General features: G+C 59.5%; 18 protein-coding genes and 1 pseudogene. 12 read left to right on the forward strand and 7 right to left on the reverse strand.

Features of this window, described 5'->3' with window-relative positions:
• The first annotated feature begins 28 nt into the window (after positions 1-28).
• The 6 genes from AAAV21_RS07865 (at position 29) to AAAV21_RS07890 (ending at position 6,592) form a co-directional block, all read left to right on the forward strand.
• Positions 29-1,219: an aldo/keto reductase gene (locus AAAV21_RS07865; protein ID WP_349108658.1), complete on the forward strand. Its 1,191-nt coding sequence runs from the start codon at positions 29-31 to the stop codon at positions 1,217-1,219.
• Positions 1,220-1,309: 90 nt separating this feature from the next.
• Positions 1,310-2,329 (forward strand): Gfo/Idh/MocA family oxidoreductase, encoded by a 1,020-nt coding sequence (locus tag AAAV21_RS07870; RefSeq protein WP_349108660.1) that lies wholly within the window; start codon positions 1,310-1,312, stop codon positions 2,327-2,329.
• Positions 2,330-2,474: 145 nt separating this feature from the next.
• Positions 2,475-3,341 (forward strand): deoxyribonuclease IV, encoded by an 867-nt coding sequence (locus AAAV21_RS07875; RefSeq protein WP_118226547.1) that lies wholly within the window; start codon positions 2,475-2,477, stop codon positions 3,339-3,341.
• Between the two features lie 147 nt (positions 3,342-3,488).
• A complete protein-coding gene (locus tag AAAV21_RS07880; protein WP_349108663.1) occupies positions 3,489-4,349 on the forward strand; it encodes an ABC transporter substrate-binding protein in 861 nt (286 codons plus the stop codon).
• Between the two features lie 116 nt (positions 4,350-4,465).
• A complete protein-coding gene (locus tag AAAV21_RS07885) occupies positions 4,466-5,827 on the forward strand; it encodes an ABC transporter permease subunit (RefSeq protein ID WP_349108665.1) in 1,362 nt (453 codons plus the stop codon).
• A 12-nt stretch (positions 5,828-5,839) separates the two neighbouring features.
• Complete coding sequence (locus AAAV21_RS07890; RefSeq protein ID WP_055286888.1) at positions 5,840-6,592, forward strand: amino acid ABC transporter ATP-binding protein; 753 nt, start codon at positions 5,840-5,842, stop codon at positions 6,590-6,592.
• A gap of 116 nt (positions 6,593-6,708) precedes the next feature.
• On the opposite strand, the gene AAAV21_RS07895 is transcribed toward AAAV21_RS07890, so the two are convergent.
• Both AAAV21_RS07895 and AAAV21_RS07900 read right to left on the reverse strand, forming a co-directional pair.
• Complete coding sequence (locus tag AAAV21_RS07895; RefSeq protein WP_118226545.1) at positions 6,709-7,128, reverse strand: flavodoxin; 420 nt, start codon at positions 7,126-7,128, stop codon at positions 6,709-6,711.
• A 46-nt stretch (positions 7,129-7,174) separates the two neighbouring features.
• Positions 7,175-7,879: a DUF3793 family protein gene (locus tag AAAV21_RS07900; protein WP_349108668.1), complete on the reverse strand. Its 705-nt coding sequence runs from the start codon at positions 7,877-7,879 to the stop codon at positions 7,175-7,177.
• Between the two features lie 175 nt (positions 7,880-8,054).
• Between AAAV21_RS07900 and AAAV21_RS07905 the strand changes: the two genes are divergently transcribed.
• A complete protein-coding gene (locus tag AAAV21_RS07905; RefSeq protein WP_118226541.1) occupies positions 8,055-8,438 on the forward strand; it encodes a cation transporter in 384 nt (127 codons plus the stop codon).
• A 26-nt stretch (positions 8,439-8,464) separates the two neighbouring features.
• Here the strand turns inward: AAAV21_RS07905 and AAAV21_RS07910 are convergent, their stop codons facing one another.
• Together AAAV21_RS07910 and AAAV21_RS07915 are read right to left on the reverse strand one after the other, a co-directional pair.
• Complete coding sequence (locus AAAV21_RS07910; RefSeq protein ID WP_233540713.1) at positions 8,465-8,887, reverse strand: hypothetical protein; 423 nt, start codon at positions 8,885-8,887, stop codon at positions 8,465-8,467.
• Entirely contained in the window at positions 8,880-10,385 is a 1,506-nt protein-coding gene (locus AAAV21_RS07915) for a DNA repair protein (protein ID WP_349108670.1), read from the reverse strand. The genes AAAV21_RS07910 and AAAV21_RS07915 overlap by 8 nt, the downstream gene beginning before the upstream one ends.
• Positions 10,386-10,609: 224 nt before the next feature.
• On the opposite strand from AAAV21_RS07915, the gene AAAV21_RS07920 reads away from it, so the two are divergent.
• The 5 genes from AAAV21_RS07920 (at position 10,610) to AAAV21_RS07940 (ending at position 15,755) form a co-directional block, all read left to right on the forward strand.
• On the forward strand, positions 10,610-11,134 hold the full coding sequence (locus tag AAAV21_RS07920; RefSeq protein WP_158551284.1) for an iron-containing alcohol dehydrogenase: 525 nt from the start codon (positions 10,610-10,612) through the stop codon (positions 11,132-11,134).
• Positions 11,135-11,333: 199 nt separating this feature from the next.
• On the forward strand, positions 11,334-13,028 hold the full coding sequence (gene pgi, locus AAAV21_RS07925; RefSeq protein ID WP_349108672.1) for a glucose-6-phosphate isomerase: 1,695 nt from the start codon (positions 11,334-11,336) through the stop codon (positions 13,026-13,028).
• A gap of 237 nt (positions 13,029-13,265) precedes the next feature.
• Positions 13,266-14,108 (forward strand): Cof-type HAD-IIB family hydrolase, encoded by an 843-nt coding sequence (locus AAAV21_RS07930; RefSeq protein WP_349108674.1) that lies wholly within the window; start codon positions 13,266-13,268, stop codon positions 14,106-14,108.
• A 63-nt stretch (positions 14,109-14,171) separates the two neighbouring features.
• Positions 14,172-14,831, forward strand: coding sequence for an HAD family phosphatase (locus tag AAAV21_RS07935; RefSeq protein WP_349108676.1), 660 nt, complete (start codon positions 14,172-14,174; stop codon positions 14,829-14,831).
• A 60-nt stretch (positions 14,832-14,891) separates the two neighbouring features.
• On the forward strand, positions 14,892-15,755 hold the full coding sequence (locus AAAV21_RS07940) for a PfkB family carbohydrate kinase (RefSeq protein WP_349108678.1): 864 nt from the start codon (positions 14,892-14,894) through the stop codon (positions 15,753-15,755).
• Between the two features lie 279 nt (positions 15,756-16,034).
• On the opposite strand, the gene AAAV21_RS07945 is transcribed toward AAAV21_RS07940, so the two are convergent.
• The 3 genes and pseudogenes from AAAV21_RS07945 to AAAV21_RS07955 form a co-directional block, all read right to left on the reverse strand.
• Positions 16,035-16,817, reverse strand: coding sequence for a TatD family hydrolase (locus AAAV21_RS07945; protein WP_349108681.1), 783 nt, complete (start codon positions 16,815-16,817; stop codon positions 16,035-16,037).
• Positions 16,818-16,831: 14 nt separating this feature from the next.
• The gene (locus AAAV21_RS07950; RefSeq protein WP_349108683.1) at positions 16,832-17,629 is read right to left on the reverse strand and encodes a tRNA threonylcarbamoyladenosine dehydratase; all 798 of its coding nucleotides are present in this window, start codon (positions 17,627-17,629) and stop codon (positions 16,832-16,834) included.
• A gap of 289 nt (positions 17,630-17,918) precedes the next feature.
• Positions 17,919-18,486: pseudogene (locus tag AAAV21_RS07955) on the reverse strand (IS30 family transposase); the annotation flags it as partial.

Here is an 18,486-nt window from a genome sequence, read left to right on the forward strand (position 1 = left end):
CGGGGCGCTGATGGCGAAGGGAGGGGCCGTGCAATACCGCGTTGACCCCAAAAGTGGTAACCGAATATCTGCTCTGGGTCTGGGCTGCATGAGGTTTCCCGGTTCGCCGGGACACCCCGATGCGAAGACAGCCGATGCCATCATTTCCCATGCGGTGGAGCAGGGGATTAATTATCTGGATACTGCGTATCTCTATTCCGGTAACGAGGCGTGCGTGGGCGCCTCACTTGAGCGCTTGGGGCTGCGCGACCGGGTGTTGCTGGCGACCAAGTTGCCGCACGCTTCGTGCAAGTGCGCGGAGGATTTCGACCGGTTCTTCGACGAGCAACTGCGTCGCCTGCGGACCGACCATATCGACTATTACCTTATGCACAACATCACTTCGCCCGCCCAGTGGGAGCGCGTGGTGGCGTTGGGCATCGAAGACTGGATTGCGCACCAAAAGGCTGCGGGGCGTATTCGCCAGATAGGTTTTTCGTACCACGGCAGTGCGGCGGACTTCCTCACGATGCTTGACACGTATGACTGGGATTTTTGCCAGATCCAGTACAACTACGCTGGAGAGCGCTACCAAGCGGGAACGGCGGGACTTATAGCAGCCGCCGAGCGCGGGCTCGCGGTGTTTGTGATGGAACCGCTTTTGGGTGGACGCCTGGCGGGCAAGCTGCCTCCGCGGGCCCGCGCCGCGCTCGATGACGTACGCGATCCGTACCTGAAGACGCCGGCTGCTTGGGGCCTTTCGTGGGTGTGGAACCATCCTCAAGTCACGATGCTGCTTTCGGGCATGACCGATACCGCACAGGTGGACGAGAACGCGGCATTGGCGGATCGCGCACTGCCGAATTCGATGACGGCAGAGCAGCTCGATACCATCGCACGTGTGCTGGAAGAGTTTGAGAAATCGAATCGCGTGCCCTGTACGGGGTGCGGCTACTGCATGCCATGCCCCAAGGGCATCAATATTCCCGGCTGCTTTGCCGCCTACAACGCAAGCTATGCGCATAGTTGGTTTACGGGGCTGTCTCAATACTTTACGGCGAGCGCGGTGCGGACGAGCGAGCCCAAGTTGGTGAGCAATTGCGTCAAGTGCGGCAAATGTGCGCGTCACTGCCCGCAACACATCGATATCCCCGAGCGTCTCGACGACGCGCGCCGACGTTTCCAGCCTGGCCCCGTAACGGCCGCGCTTAAAGTCTTCAGCAAAACTCGCTCCTCATGACCCTTTTATATCTTGTGATGGAATAGTTCCTGTTTGCGGCAGAATAGGGCGATAGCAGGAACTATTTCGTCGCAACTGAAGGGAGCTGTCGTGGGCCATCGGGATTCATGTGATGATTTGCGTGAGGTTCGTTGGGGCGTTTTGGGCGCTGGGCACATTTCGCATCGATTTGCATCGTCGCTCAAGAAGGTCGACAGGGCACGGCTTGTGGCTGCCGCCGGTCGCACTCCTTCGCATGTTGAGGAGTTTTGCAGGGCGTTTTCGATCGATGCTGCGCACAGTTATGTCACGGCTGACGATGGCGGCGATGCGGCTTATGATGCGCTGATTGCCGACCCCGATGTCGACGCAATCTACTTGGCTCTTCCGCATGGTATGCATACGCGTTGGGCCTGTCGCGCGCTGCGCGCCGGAAAGGCCGTGCTGTGCGAAAAGCCGGCCGTTTTGAGTGAGGAAGAGGCTCTCTCGATTGCCTCCGCCTCTCGCGAGTGCGGCGTGCTGTTTATGGAGGCGATGAAGAATCGGTTTTGCCCGATGCGCACTCGCGTGGAGGACTTGCTTGCGTCGGGCGAGCTCGGCTGTATCGTCTCGATCGAAAGCGTGCAAAAACTCGATTATGGTGAGTCCCCTTCGAGTTATCTGCTCGATCCGTTGCAGGGCGGCTGTCTATATGACATGGGCTGCTATGCGGTCGGGTGGTTTGAGGATTTGCTTGCGGGTGCGTGCGATGTTTCGTCTCGTGAAGTTCGCTGGCGTGACGTATCGCGCGGCCGCGTGGATTGGGCCGATGAGATTCATATGAGTGTCGGCGGTATACCCATTCATATGGTGTGCGACGGCAAAGCAGCATATGAAAGCCGCTTAACGATTGCCTGCGAACGGGGTTCGTTGGAAATCGAGCGCCTCCATCGCCCCGAGCTCGCCCATGTGAAGTACTCCGACGGTCGAGTGCTCGAAATCGACGCCCCATTTGAGGTCGATGATTTTTACGGCGAAGCTTCGCATGCGACTCAGCTCATCCGGGCGGGGAAACTCGAGAGTCCCGTCATGCCCCTTGCCGCCACACAGCGCTGCGCGCAGATCATCGATGCGATTTGCTTGGCGCTCTAGGCTGCGGTGCTGCTGCTCAAGGGGGGCTCGGCGGACCGTGCCCCTGATGCCCCTTTTATATCTTGCGGTGGAATACGGTCTGTTTGCGCCAAAATAAGGCACCAATAGACCGTATTTCACCGCAACTGATGAGGGGGAGCTGGAGATGCTGACGATCGGGTGTCATCTTTCGACGACGAAGGGCTATCGGGCAATGGGGGAGACGGCGTTGTCCATTGGTGCCAATACCTTTGCGTTCTTTACGCGCAACCCGCGCGGTGGCAAGGCAAAAGACCTTGACATGGATGACGTGGCGGCTCTGCGCGAGCTTATGGCGCAAAACGACTTTGGACCGCTGGTGGCGCATGCCCCGTATACCTATAACCCCTGCTCCGCTAAGGAGCGGGCGCGCGAGTTTGCCTTGGAGGCTATGGCGGAAGATTTGCAGCGTCTGGAAGCACTGCCCGGCAACTACTACAACTTCCATCCCGGCGCGCATGTGGGACAGGGGGCAGACGCCGGCATTCAGATGATTGTCGACACGCTGTGCCAGGTGATGTTTGGGGGACAGCAGACGACGGTATTGCTCGAGACCATGGCGGGTAAGGGCACCGAGGTGGGCCGTAGCTTTGAAGAGCTGGCGTGCATTATCGAGGGGGTTGCCGCCAAGTGTCCAGAGCTGTCCGATAAGCTGGGCGTTTGTTTGGACACCTGCCATGTGAGCGATGCCGGCTACGACATCATCCATGATCTGGACGGCGTACTCGACGAGTTCGACCGCGTGGTGGGCATCGATCGCCTGCATGCCGTACACATCAACGATTCGAAGAACCCTTGTGGCGCCCATAAGGATCGCCACGAGTGCATCGGCAAGGGCTACCTGGGTAGTGAAGAGTTTGGCGGCGGTATGCAGGTTATACAGAATATTGTATCGAATGGCCGCTTGCGCGCATTGCCATTCATCTTGGAGACGCCGAACGAACTTGCAGGTTATGCGGCTGAAATCAAACTGTTAAGGTCGTTGCAGCAGTAAAGGCTGCCATAAAGTGGAGTGCTCCATTCACGTTATGGGTTTGTTTCAATCAGTTTTCTAATTGCAGATTCTTCCAAGCGGGTGCATAATAACCATCAGTTTTTGCAGACCTCTGAATCAAACGAGGTCACCGGAAGGAGACTGATTATGAAGCTGAAGAAGCTCGGCGCATTTGCCGCCACGGGTGCTATGGCGCTCGCCCTTGCTCTGACGGGCTGCGGCTCGTCCAACGCCACCTCTGGTTCTGATGCTGGTTCCAGCAGCTCTGACGACGCTAAGGTCGAGAAGGTCGACGGCTCCAAGGAGTACGCGCTCGTCAAGGACGGTACGCTCACCGTCGGCACCTCTGCCGAGTACGCGCCGTTTGAGTACAAGGATGACAACGGCGACTACCAGGGCTTTGACCTTGAACTCATCAAGGCTATCGGTGACAAGTTGGGTCTGGATGTCGAGTACGTCAACAACGACTTCGACACGCTCGTTCCCGGCGTCGCTTCGGGCGCCAAGTACGACGTCGCCATCGCGGCTATCACTGACACGCCCGAGCGTGAGAAGGAAGTCGCTTTCTCCGACTCTTACTACATGGACGATCAGGCTATCGTGACCAAGGTCGATAATGCCGACATCACGGCCGACAACTACAGCGAGAAGCTCAACAACGCTGACGCTACCATCATCGTCCAGTCTGGATCGACCGCCGAGGCCTTTGCCCAGGAGAACTTCCCCAAGGCCAAGATCGTTCCCTATAAGGACGCTACCGAGTGCTTCAGCGCCCTGCAGTCCGATAAGGGCGACGCCGTGGTGACCAACCGCTCCGTTGCCAGCCAGCTGACCGCCGAGCAGTTCAACACCTGCCAGACCATCAAGCAGATCAGCACCGGCGAGGAGTACGCCATCGCCATCAACCAGGGCAACACCAAGCTCAAGGACGACATCAACCAGGCCATCAAGGACCTAACCGATGACGGTACCGTCGACGCCCTCATGGCTAAGTACAACATCAAGTAAATAGATGCTTGATTGCGCGTGGGCCCTTTCCGTTTTGCGGAGAGGGCCTTTGCGCTTCTCTCGACGGACCGCGTTTCCGTCTTGTTTTGCCGGCAACTTCTACGATAGGAGCCACCTTGTCTCAATTGAACAAAGGGGCCACGGAGCAGTACTCTCCACTGCCCGCCTTACTCCAAAAGCTAGCCTGCGCCATGGCCGTGGCGCTCGCGCTGGTGTGCGCGGGGGCGTATACACCCTCGACCGCCCAGGCGCTTGAGACCGCAAAGATAACTGCCCGACCCAATACCGGTTCGGGCAGCGACGTGGTCGGCGGTACCGAGACGCGCATTACCTGGGAGGTCCAAGCCGATGCCGATGAGGAGCTGAGCGGTCTTTCGCTGACGTTTGTCGACGGCACGACGTTTGGTGCCGACGACACGCGCCTGACGATGCTCTCGGGCGAGGACCTCATGGACCGTACGCCCATGAAGCCCACATGCAAGGCGGATGGCCAGACGCTCAAGATCGACTTTGGCGAGACGGCACCGGCCGGCGGCTTTTTCCGCGTCGAGGTTTACGGTGTGACCTTCCCCGTCGAGGGCGGCGACGAGGCCTTTAGTGGCACCTATACGCTCGCCGACGGTTCGACCAAGAAGATTTCCAAGATTCCTTCCGTCGAGATCAAGGGCGTGACGGCATTCGATAACTTCCTGGCCGATCTTAAGGAGCAGCCGTGGGTCGAGGCTTGGAACTCCAATATGTTCCTGCGCCTGTTCTTGAACCCGGTCATTTTGGTCCAAAGCCTTCCGATCGTCTTTAAGGGCTTCCTCATGTCGCTCTCGATCGTGCTCGTGGCGTTTCCGCTGGCAATTCCCTTTGGCTTTGCCTTGTCGCTCATGCGCATCTCCAAGTCACGCATCCTGCGTTGCCTTGCCGGCATCTATGTGAATATCATCCGTGGTACGCCGGCGTTCCTGCAGATCTACATCGCGTTCTTTGGCCTGCCGCTGGCCGGCGTCAAGGTTGACGACTATGTGCTGGGCGTCATCGTCATGGCCATGAACTCGTCCGCCTATCTGTGTGAGATCTTCCGCGCCGGTATTCAGTCGATCCCCAAGGGCCAAAACGAGGCGGCTCGCTCTCTGGGCATGAACGCCTTCCAGACACTGCTCTACGTTATGATTCCGCAGACGTTCCGCAATGTCCTGCCTACGTTGACCAGCGAGTTCATCCTGCTTTACAAGGATACGTCGCTGCTCGCGGCCGTGGGCGTGGTCGAGATCGTCATGAACGCCCGCACCATCGTGGCCACGACGGGCTCCATCACGCCGTATGTGGTTGCCGCCCTGTTCTACCTGGTCATCACCCTGCCGCTTGCTCGCTTGGTGAGCGGTCTTGAGGCGAGGCTTCTGGGTACTGCCGAAACCAAGAAGAAGCGTCCCACCAAGAGCGCCGGACAGGTTGTCGCGACGCCCGCCGACCATATCGCTGGTCTGTAAGGAGGTTCTATTATGAGCGAAACCAATAACTCGAACGAGGTCGTCGTCAGCATCAAGAATCTCCAGAAGGCCTTTGGCGACAACGTGGTCCTGCGCGATATCGATCTGGATGTGCACAAGGGTGAGGTCGTTGTGGTCTTGGGCCCCTCGGGCTCGGGCAAGTCGACGATGCTTCGCTGCATCAATCGTCTGGAGCATCCCACGAGTGGCTCGATTATCGTTGAGGGCGTGGATGTGTGCGCCAAGGGTGTCGACCTCAACAAAGTGCGTACGCACCTGGGCATGGTCTTTCAGCAGTTCAACCTGTTCCCGCACCTGTCGGTCAAAAAGAACGTCATGCTTGCGCAGCAAAAGGTGCTCAAGCGCAGCAAGGAAGAGGCCGAGAAGATCGCCGTCGAGGAACTCACCAAGGTCGGTCTGGCCGAGCGCATCGATTTTATGCCGAGTCAGCTTTCGGGCGGCCAGCAGCAGCGCGTTGCCATCGCCCGCGCCCTGTCGATGAACCCGCACGTCATGCTCTTTGACGAGGCCACCTCGGCGCTCGACCCCGAGCTTGTCCGCGACGTGCTGGGCGTTATGCGCGATCTGGCCCGCGACGGCATGACCATGATCGTCGTGACGCACGAGATGGGCTTTGCCCGCGATGTCGCCGACCGCGTCGTCTTTATGGACGGCGGCGTCATTGTGGAAGAGGGTACGCCGAGCGAGGTCTTCGACCACCCCAAGAGCGAGCGCACCAAGGCGTTCTTGGGCAATATCTCGTAGCTGCTTTGCAAAGCTATCCTTACGGAAAGCGGGGGCTGGATTGATTCCAGCCCCCGCTTTTGTAGGGTGCAGTCGTGTTTTGAGATGGGCCCGATTCGATGGGGCGTGTGGCGCTGCTAGGCCAGCTCGGCTCCGAGGGCCTTGCAGGCCGCCTCGCCCTCATCGTCGGGCGCATCGTAGCAAATGACGGAGTCCACGACGTTGACGCCGGCCTCGTCGGCGTCGGCCTTCCAGTTGTCCATCCACTCGCCCTCGGCCCACGAATAGGAGCCAAAGAGGACGACCTTCTTGTCGCCGAGGGTCTCCTTGACCTCATCCCACATAGGCTGAAACTCGTCATACTCAAGCTCCTCGGAGCCCATGGCGGGGCAGCCGAAGGCGAAGGCATCATATTCGGCGGCCTTGTCGGCGGAGAAGTCGGCGCAGGAGATGGCCTCTGCCTCGGCTCCGGCTGACGTCGCGCCCTCGGCGACGAAGTTGGCCATGGCTTCGGTGTTACCCGTACCGCTCCAATAGACGACGGCAATCTTGCTCATGTTGAGTCCTTTCGGTTGTGCGGCACGCGGCCGCGGTTTATACGTTCTATCGGGTTGCCTGGGCAAGTTGTGCCAGGCTGTAGCCCTGCTGATAGACATAGGTGAGGTATTGCGTGCAGGCGCGATAGGAGTCGAAGGTCGTGAGCGCCTGCTCGACATTCGTGTAGACCTTCCAGGCGCCAAAGACCTTGTAGTTTTCGCCATGCTGGACGATAAACTGATGCACGTCTTCGTAGGGATAGCCCAAAAAGTAGCCAATTTCGTGGGGGAACTCGCAGGTGCAACCCTTATCGCAAGGCCTATCTTGGGCGAGTGCGCAAGGGCTGCTGCCATAAGCGCTTTCCGCGGCATTGCTGCTGGCCTGCGTGATACGCGCGGCGAGATGCACGAGGGATGAGGGCAGGTTGCGGATATCGTAGCCTTCGCTGACAAGCGCGCTTGCGGCTCGGGGGTCGGATAGGTAGCGCATGAGATCCGCGGGGCGGTATACGTAGACGAGCGCTCCGCAAGGTCGCCAGACCAAAACACTCAGGTGGATGCCGAGCGGATCGAGCTCATGATTGCACTGAGCGATAACGTTGAGCAGACGCGTTCGGCGATCTTCGATTGCCGCGGTTGCGCTCGAGCCATCTTGACGGGCGTAGACGCCGGGATAGGTAAAGAGCGAAGCGGGTTTGATACCCGCGAGCGTGGGGGAGCAGTTACGCACGACCGCCGTCTGAAACGTTGGGATGTCAATGGTCCGAGTCACGTCGCTCCTTTCGAGTCCTCACTTGTTAACCTAGGAAAACTTATACACGAAAGTAAGCCTAGGTCAACTAAAAAGTAAGAAAAGGGAAACTAATTGATCGAACGGACATGGTTTTGGGTTAAGATAGGGACACCCCATGGGGGTATCTAGATAGGGCTACTTGAAAGGGGAACGCATGAGTGACTTGCTCAACCCTGCGAATCTCATCGTGCTGGCCGTCATTGCCGTCGGCATGTTTTTTGGACTGCGTCGCATTGCCGCTTCGACACACGGGAAGAGTTGTTGCAGCGATGGCGCGAGCGGTAAGAAGGCCAAGAAGGTAGTGGTTGCGGATACCGATCTGTCCCACTACCCCTATAGCGATGAGCTGCTCATCGGCGGTATGAGCTGCGATGGCTGCGCTCAGAATGTGGCCAATGCCCTCAATGCACTGGATGGCGTGTGGGCAACGGTGACGTATGCGGACCACACGGCACGCGTGCGCTCTAAGCAGCCGATCGATCGCGGTGCTCTCGTGGCGGCCGTGAAGGACGCGGGTTACTACGTCATGACGCTGTAAGCGCCGCCTTGGATGCATTTCCTTGTCTAGGCTCGTCCGCGCAGTTTGATGTCTAGAATGTCATCGAAATCGATGGCGATGTCTTTGAGCTTGAGGAGCTTGAAGGCAGGGAGTGCCTCGTCGAGGATGCCGGTGCGGGAGCGATAGCCGTACGTATCGTAATAGGTCACGCGGAGCAGGTCTCCGCGCTTGAGGCCCTCGAGCTTTTTCGAAAGCTCGAGGGCTTTTTCTTCCGTGAGCTCACACTTGGGCTCGATGGTGATTTCTTGCTTACGTACGAGCTCGTAGTACCCCGTGAGGGCGGCGAAGGGCATAAACTGCGCGGCGCGTCCGGCGCGAACGGCGCCGTTGGCCGTGAGGTTGGGGTCGGCGGCGCGGCGTCTTCCCTCAGGGTCGGCCAGGCGTTCGAAGGCGGTGGGCGGGCGCATGGGTTGCTTTGGTTTAGGCACGGTGTCCTCCGACCTGATCGTTGCGTTCGCGTGCGGTGGCGCCGGCGGTAAAGCTCAGCCCCTTGACGAGCGCGTTTTTGCCGTATTTGCCCTTTACGGCCAGGACGGCACGGGCCAGCTCGCGCTCGCGCTCATCGGCCTCGACATCGCTAAATAGATCGATGGTGGCAAACTCCTCCGGCATGAGGTTGCCAAATCCCAGGTTGATGCGCTTGACCGGTCGTTTGGGATCGACCGTTTGTGCCCAAAGGTCATCGAAATAGCCCATGATCTTCTTAAACGAATTGGTGCGCTCGGGCAGCTTGCGCGAGGCGTTGGAGTGCGCAAAGAGGGCAGCATAGCCACCGCGCGGTTTGCCGCCGTGTTCGCCCACAAAGATGCCATCGATTGCCTGCGCCTCGCGCACCAGACGGCGCCGTTCGTCATCGCGCTGGACGGGCTTGGGCGCACGGGGCGCGAGCTCAGGGCCGGCGGTTGCGGTGGGTTCGATGCTCGACGTGCTCGAGCGTAGGTGTCCGCATCCGTCCACATATTGCGCTGTACCGCTGGCGTCGAGGCGGCGTATGTCAGCTCGTTCGCTCGCATAACCCACAAAGAGCGAGATGCTGTCGCAGACCACGTGCTTATCGACTAGGTCCAACACGGCGTTGTCGACCATCTCGCGCAAGACGGTGTAGGCCTGCTCATAGGCATAGCCCTTCGAGAGCACCTGCCCTGTGGTGGTCGAGGTCGCTTGCGGGCGATAAGCTTGGATATCGGCGATGGTTGTCGGCTCACGCCCGAAGGCGTGGTCGATAAGATATTCGGCATTGACGCCGAGTTCGTCGTAGAGCAGGTTCTCGTCGAGCGCTGCGACCCCCATCAGGTCGTAGACACCGTATTTCTCGAGACGGGCCGCCACGCCGGGGCCGATGCCCCAGATGTCGGTGATGGGGCGATGGGGCCAGATCTCCTTGCGAAAGGTCTCGTCGTCGAGTGTGCCGATGCGACTGGGCACATGCTTGGCAGTGATGTCGAGTGCTACCTTGGCCTGGAATAGGTTGGGGCCGATGCCGACCGTCGCCGTGATGCCGGTGCGCGCGAGGACCTCGTCGCGCAACATGCAGGCGAAGCCTTCCGCATCGGTGTGATAGAGGTCCAGATATGGCGTCACGTCGATAAAGCACTCGTCAATTGAGTAGACGTGAACGTCTTGCGGACTGACGTATTCCAGGTAGATACCGTAGATCCGCGCCGACACCTCCATGTAGTGCTGCATGCGCGGTACGGCCTTAATGTAGTCGATGCCATCGGGTATTTCGAACAGGCGACAGCGGTTGTGAATCCCTAGGTCCTTCATAGCCTGCGTGATAGCGAGACAGATAGTCGTGCGTCCGCGCGATTCGTCGGCAACGACCAGGTTGGTGGTGAGCGGATCGAGCCCACGATCGACGCACTCGACGCTGGCATAAAACGTCTTGAGGTCGATGCAGATGTAGGTGTGCTGCTCGTGCGCCATCCGAGCCCTCCTATCAAACACATGTTCTTATCGAATACCTGTTCGATAATACCTGCTCGACCGGACGCCGTCAAAATCTGTCCCTTTTTGGCAGGTATGGTCGTGCGGTTGCATCGGGTTTTTAACGCAGCCCTAAAGAGCGCGAAACAGCTCGGAAAAGCTCGCTTCGTAGCATGAGGCTAACGATTGATGCCACCATAAAGCACGGAAGGGTTGTGGGGATAATGGTTAACTATGGGTTTGGTATGCCGACGCGCTTGGTTGCGGATGGGGACGTGGCTCGCTGGTGCGGGCGATTGGTTGCCCACTATGGCGGCACCAAGACACTGGTCGTGCTGGGAGGCGACAAGCACACGCGTGATGAGCTCGTTTCGGCGGCGCTGGGCTCGCTCGATCGCGCCCTGCTCGAACGCGTGCTCTTTCGTTGCGGCTTGGTCGGGGGCGACGGGGGAGACGATTTGGTCGATGAGGCCGTAGCCCTGGCGACCGATGAGGGCGTGGACTTTGTCCTGGCGATCGGCGATGCCGATACGGCGGGCTTTGCGCGCGAACTCGCTCGTCGCATGGCCGTGCTCGATGCCGGCGAGGACGGCTTTGTTCCCTACGGATGCATCGTCTCCGAGGGAAAAGTGCCCGCCGTTGTGGGTGCCGGCGAGGTTCCCGTTTTCGCCATCATCGCTCCCGAACTGCTGGAGGGTATCGGCTCGCCCTTGCGCGAGCTGCTCGGCAGTGTGTGCGCCGCGGCCTAATATTTACCATAAAGGGATAGGTTATTTTTGGTTGGTAAAGCGTTTGACCTGCCAAAATAAACCTGTCCCTTTTTGGTCGGTTGCCGTTGGGGGGCGGATTGGCAACGCTCGCTGATTGTAGTCTTGACCTGCGCTAGAATAGGACTATCTGATTATCCGGGCGCATGGAGGCTTGCGCCCGTATGCTGAGGAGGACTTTATGGCAACTGTTGCCGCACCTATCGACGCTACGTCGACCGCCGCTTGGAAGGCGCTCGAGGCTCATCAGGAGAAGCTCGAGGCCGAGGGTATCGACCTCAAGGCCTGGTTCGCCGCTGACGCCGACCGCGTGAACAAGCTGAGCTTTGACGCCGGCGACCTTCACTTCGATCTGTCCAAGAACCTGGTGACCGATGAGACCGTCAAGCTGCTGTGCGATCTTGCCCGCGAGGTGAAGCTCGAGGAGCGCCGCGACGCCATGTTCTCCGGCGAGCACATCAACACCACCGAGGACCGCGCCGTCCTGCACACCGCGCTGCGCCGTCCGGCAAGCGAGAAAGGCCAGCTTATCGTCGACGGCCAGGATGTCGTCGCCGACGTGCACGAGGTCCTCGATCGCATGTATGCCTTCGCCGAGCGCGTGCGCTCCGGTGAGTGGAAGGGCGTTACCGGCAAGAAGATTGAGCACCTGGTGTCCATCGGCATCGGCGGCTCCGATCTGGGCCCGGTCATGGCTTACGAGGCCCTGCGTCCCTATGCCGACGCCGGTATCGACTGCCGCTATATCTCCAACATCGACCCCAACGACCAGGCCGAGAAGCTCAAGGGTTTGGATCCCGAGACCACGCTCGTGATCATCGTCTCTAAGACCTTCACCACGCTCGAGACCCTCACCAACGCCCGCGAGGTCAAGACCTGGATGCTCGAGCAGCTCAAGGCTCAGGGCGCCATCGATGGCTCCGATGAGCAGAACGCCGAGGCCGTGGCCAAGCACTTCGTCGCCGTCTCCACCGCACTCGAGAAGGTCGAGGCTTTCGGTATCGACCCGGCCAACGCCTTTGGTTTCTGGAACTGGGTCGGCGGCCGCTACTCCGTCGACTCCGCCGTGGGCCTGTCGCTGATCGTCGTGCTCGGCCCCGAGCGTTTCCAGCAGTTCCTTGAGGGCTTCCACGCCATCGACGAGTACTTCTGCAACACCCCGCTCGAGAACAACGCCGTCGCGCTGATGGGCCTGCTCAACGTCTGGTACGTCAACTTCTTCGGTTCCAAGAGCCACGCCGTGCTGCCGTACTGCCAGTATCTGCACCGCTTCCCGGCCTACCTGCAACAGCTCACCATGGAGTCCAACGGCAAGCACGTCCGCTGGGACGGCAGCGCTGTGACCTCCGATACCGGTGAGATCTTCTGGGGCGAGCCCGGTACCAACGGTCAGCACGCCTTCTACCAGCTGCTGCACCAGGGCACCGTGGTGGTCCCGGCCGACTTTATCGCTTTCGCCAACACTGCCAACCCCGCAACCGACAGCGGCCAGGACGTCCACGAGCTGTTCCTGGGCAACTTCCTGGCCCAGACCAAGGCGCTCGCCTTTGGTAAGACGGCCGACGAGGTTCGTGCCGAGGGCACGCCCGGGCAGATCGTCCCGGCCCGCTGCTTTGAGGGCAACCGTCCGACGACCTCGATCTTCGGCGACACGCTGACCCCGTTCGCACTCGGCGAGCTCATCGCCCTGTACGAGCACATCACGTTTGTCGAGGGCACGGTCTGGGGCATCGACTCCTACGACCAGTGGGGCGTCGAGCTGGGCAAGCAGCTTGCCAAGCAGATCACCCCGGCCTTCCACGACGACGCCGCCAAGGCCGAGCAGGACGCTTCGACCCAGGCGCTCATCGAGTTCTACCGCGCTCACCGCAAGTAGGATTCGCTGCGAAAACTAACGCATAGCCGACAAGGGCCCGTATCCGTTGGGATGCGGGCCCTTTGCTATTTGGATAGGATGGAATGTATCGGGAGGCGCTTCGACGGGCATCGCAATCGTCGAAGGCGTCCCGTTCATGTTCGGGACAATATGACTTTTTACCCGTTGCAGACAGAGCTGCCGTGGGTGTTCTGTATGATGGCTCAGACAAGGTTGTTCAATGACAGGGAGGCATATATGGCAATCAAAGCCATCGCAATGGATATCGACGGTACGCTCACCAACGACCAAAAGGTCATCAGCCCGCGTACGCGCGAGAAGCTGCTCGCGACGCAGGAGTCGGGCATTAAGCTCATCTTGGCTTCGGGCCGTCCCGCATGGGGGTTGCACGCCTTGGCGCAGGAGCTCGACCTTCAAAACCATGACGGTCTGCTAGTTGCCTTTAATGGTGCGCATGTGGTCGACGCTCAGACCGATGAGGTTCTTTTTGACCAGGCCATGCCGGCTGACGAGCTGCACCGTCTGATTGATCACCTGCGCAATTTCGACGTGATCCCCATCATCTCGCTTGGTCGCGATCTTCATGTCGAGGATTCGTACCGCTGCATGATTACGCTGCCGGATGGCTCGCAGAAAAACATCGTCAAATACGAGCGCGATGCGTGTGACCTTAAGATCCGCGAGGTCGAGAGCTTGCATGAGGTTGTGGACGCTTATCCCGTGGACAAGCTGCTGACGGCAGGCGACCCGGCCTACCTACAGGCGCATTACGAGGAGATGTATGCGCCCTTTACCCAGACGCTTTCGGGCATGTTTACGGCCGACTGGTACTTTGAGTACACGGCGCCCGGTATCGACAAGGCCCGCGCGCTCGAGGGTGCCCTGCCCAAGCTCGGTATCGATGCCAGCGAGGTCGTCTCGTTTGGCGACGGCCAGAACGACAAGTCCATGATTGAGTGGGCCGGCACCGGTGTTGCCATGGGCAACGCCGTCGATGAGGTTAAGGCGGTAGCCCAGATGGTGACCGCCAATAACAACGAAGACGGTATTGCGGTGGCGCTGGATAAGCTGCTGGGCTAGAATCGCCGATAATGCATGGTTCGGGCGCCTGCTTACAGGCGCCCTTTTGTTAGGGAGGGTGCCGTGTCTGCATTTCCGTTCGACGCCGTTATCTTTGACATGGATGGTGTTTTGGTCGACACCGAGTTTTACTATCAGAAGGAACTCGAGAGGTATATCGATTACCTGCAGATTTCTGTGACGCGCGACGAGCTTAATGCAATTGTGGGGTCATCGCACCGTGATTTTCAGCAGGTACTCGTCGATTGGCATGAGCGTGCGGGCTTGGGCAAGCTCGGCGTCGAGGCTGCCGAGGCACGCTATGAGGTGTGGGCGAGTGCGTATCCCTGCGACTATAGAAAGCTGCTCAACCCCGGCGTTGCCGAGACGCTAGCGGGGCTGAAAGAGCGTGGGGTTCGCGTTGCGCTGGCGTCGTCATCGCCTCTCAACAATATCGAGGAGGTGCTGGGTACCTGCGGCATTCGCGATTACTTTGAGTTTTTGGTCTCGGGTGAGCAGTTCAAGCGCAGCAAACCCGAGCCCGACATCTATCTGCATGCCATAGACCGTTTGGGATTGCCTGCTGATTGCTGTTGCTGTGTGGAAGACTCTCTGTATGGCATTACCGCAGGTAAGCGTGCCGGACTGACGGTAATCGCCAAGCGCGAGGAGCGCTTTGGCTTTAGCCAGGATGCCGCGGACAAGATTATCGATCGGCTGCCGGACCTGCTGGAACTCGCGTAGATTCTGGGCGGTACTGCTGCTACAACACTGGTTCCGTTGGAATAAGAGAGGGGCGGCGCTATGACATTCAACGTTAGCGCTCTTGGGTTTGGTGACAACGTCGTCGACCGCTACGAGCATATCCACACCATGTATCCCGGCGGCAATGCGGTGAACTTTGCCGTGTATGCCAAGAAATGCGGAGTCGTGCGCTCCGCGTATATGGGCATCTTTGGAAACGACGCCGCGGCTGAGCATATCATCGCGAGCCTTGAGGACGAGAGCGTCGAGCTCGCCAAATGTAAACAACTCATCGGCGAGAACGGTGCGGCTCGTGTTACCGTGGTCGATGGTGACCGCGTGTTTCTGGGGTCGAACGAGGGCGGCATCCGCGGCGATGCGCGCTATGTGCTCGATCGATTTGATCTGGCATATATGAAACAGTTTGACGTGGTTCACTCGGGCAACTACTGCTTTACCGAGCGCGAGCTGTCCAAGTTGAAGGCAGCGGGCGTCACGGTCTCTTTTGACTTTTCGGACGACTCCACCGACGAGTACTACGAGCAAATTGCGCCCTACGTCGATTTTGCTTTCTTTAGTGCGGCGGATGCCGCGGGTGAGGACGAGATTCGCGAGCGTCTGGCATGGGTGCAGGGCTTGGGTCCGCGTTTTGTATCGGCCACGGCTGGCGCTGAGGGCTGCATTGCCTACGACGGCAAGCGTTACTATCGGCAGCATGCCAAGCCTGTGGCAGATATGAAGGACACCATGGGAGCGGGTGACTCGTTCCTGACTTCGTTCCTGATGTGCTATCTCGATGCTGTCAAGCGTGGCAACGATGACGCTAATGCTATTGAGCGCGCGCTCGACTTTGCGGCGGGGTTTGCCTCGACTGTATGCGGCATGGAAGGCTCCTGGGGCCATGGAGCGCCGATTTCCGAATAGGTGAGCAGTCCCGGGAAGTCGAATCGTTGTCTTCTCGGGACCCTGTGGGCAAAAAATGCCAAATATGAGTACTGTCACTATTTTATTAACAGCGAAATTAAGCTTTTGAGGCCCTAGTTGAATGTCCGAGAGCGATAAAAGCCTGTTATAGGCGGCTTTATCCATGCTAAAACACCCTGATAATGAACAGCTGTGCATTATCAGGGTGTTGTTTTGTCGCAAAATGATGTGACTAGCTTTGCAACAGTACTCATATTTGGCATTTTTTGCCCACCGGGATCAGCGGAAGTCAAATATGGAGCGCGAATTTCCTAAAACGGTCGATTCGACGCTCTCCTCGGCGCAGTTTTTAAGTTCGGCGATGCGCCGGGAGACGCTTTTTAGCGATGTGATGAGCTGCCGCGCGCTTGTATCTGCTTGCAGTTCGGCAGGAGCGTCGGTTTCGAGCAGCAGACAATCGAGTGGGATCTGTCTGGCATATTCGCGACCGCGCTTGGTGGCGAGCATCCGCTCGTTCACGGAAAAATAGCAGCCTGCGCTTCGTGCGCGGACGAACTCGTTCGAAGTGTCGCTAAACCAGTGGAAAATGATAGCGGGGGAGTCGGGGCTTGGCGTGAGTAATCCATGCGACTCGAGGATGTCTAGCACGGTTCCTGCCGAACGAACGGCGTGAATTGATATCACACGCCCGGCAAGAGGGCTCTGCACGAGCGCATCGCAGAGCCGGTCAAGTGCCTGTATTTGAAGCGGTTCGCTTCCGGCAAAACGCGCGGAAAAGTCGAGTCCCACCTCGCCGATGTAGCGCTCTTGGGCGGCAACTTCGCAAAGCAGATTGACTTCGGCAGGACCGCAGCGGCCGTCGGCGAGCCACCAGGGATGGAGGCCGATGCCGGCAAAGATATTTGACCGGCCGCAGGCGCGCTTCTTGGCGCGTGCAAAGTCGTGCGGATCGACGCCGCAGTCAAATAGGACCAGGCCCAGCGCCGTTGCCTCATCGGCAACGGCGTCCGGGCGAGCCATTAAATCAAGATGGCAATGCGCATCAAATAATTGCGGTGTCATCGCGGTGCGTCTCGTTAATTTAGGCGCTGGCCATCGGTGCGCACGCGTTCGCACCCGCGCCCGCTGATCTGGCGGATAACCTCGCCAGCGATCATCTGGCCCATGATGGGCGGCATAAAGCTCGCAGTTCCCAGCTCGGTGCGCTCGTGGATGTTGGAAGGGTCGCGGGGCTGTGTCTTAACCGATTCCTCGCAGCTAAACAGTACATGTAGGCTCTTGATTCCGCGCTTCTTACATTCTTTGCGCATAATGCGGCTCATGGGGTCACGTACCGTATCGAAGATGTCGGCAAAGCGGAGGCACTCGGGATGGAGCTTGTTGGCCCCGCCCATGGAACTAACCAAACGAATGCCGTGGTCCTGAGCATATTTGGCAATGGTGAGCTTGGCCGAGATGGTGTCGATGGCGTCGACGACGTAGTCGAGCTTGCCGCCCGTCTGCTCCAAAACGCTCGCGAAGAAATCATCGATGTTGTCGCTCAGCAGGTATTCGGTACGTTTGATAACGGTGGCGGCAGGATTGATATCGTGGATCATGGCTTCCATCACGTCAACCTTGCGCTTGCCGACGGTGCTATGAAAGGCGATGGCCTGGCGATTGATATTGCTGGGCGCGATGATGTCCTTGTCCAGAATGACGAAATGACCGATGCCGCCGCGGGCGAGTGCCTCGCAGCAGTTGGAGCCCACGCCTCCGCAGCCGAGCACCAACACCGTAGCATCGGCGAGCTTATCGAGTGCCTCGCGGCCCATGATGATCTCGAGCTTGGTGTCGCGTGTCTCGATGGCGGCTGCGGCAGTGGTTTCGGTCATAAATATCCTCCGATGGGGAAGCAGGTCGTGTTTTAGCTATCGCCATTATAGGTATTATTACGATGGTTGATTTCCAATCTCAGCCGAACACATTGAGCAGATAGGCCGTTCCCGCAGCTAGCCGAACGCCCCCGCGGTCCCTCCGGGCGCCCGGGGGCGCCGTTTTCCCAGTTGAAGGAACGGTGGAGATGTGTTTCGATGGGTCCGGTGGCCATGCTCCGCCCTCCGCCCGGCACCTCTTCCCAGACTCAGCCGAACGGTCGGTCCGTCTATTCAATTTCCCTCTTGGCTAGGACAGCGGGGCATCGCCCCTCTCGGCGCGCGCCCGCGCGATGAGCCCCGGCGTCAGGTCGAGCTCCCCGGCGGGCACGTCCTCGATGCCGTACGCGTCCAGAAGCGTCGCCGCGTCCGCGCCGAGCATCGCCCGGAACGCGCGGGCGGGCGTCGCGAAGCCGAGCGCGCCGCGGGGCTCGGAGTTCACGTGCGACATGAGCAGCGCGCAGTCCGCCGCGGCCAGCCGGTCGAACCTGATCCCGGCGCCCTTGGGCAGCAGCTTCCTGATCTCGACGTGGTTGCGCTCGCACGCGCCCTTCTGCTGGCTCTGCCTCGGGTCGCAGTAGAACAGCCTCGTCTCGCCCTCCCGCTCGCCGAGCAGCGCCGCGATGGCGCCCTCGTCGGCGAACTCGCTCCCGTTGTCGGTGAGCACGGCGCCGAAGACCCTCGCCATGCCGCCGGCGCCCAGCGCCGAGCGCACGCCCGCGAGCGCCGCCGCCACGCTCGCGGCGTCCTTCGCCGCGAGCGGCAGCGCGAGCTGCAGCCTGCTGGGGCGGTGCAGCAGCGTGAGCAGGCAGGCGCTG

Source organism: Collinsella sp. CLA-AA-H302 (assembly GCF_040093305.1).
GTDB lineage: Bacteria > Actinomycetota > Coriobacteriia > Coriobacteriales > Coriobacteriaceae > Collinsella.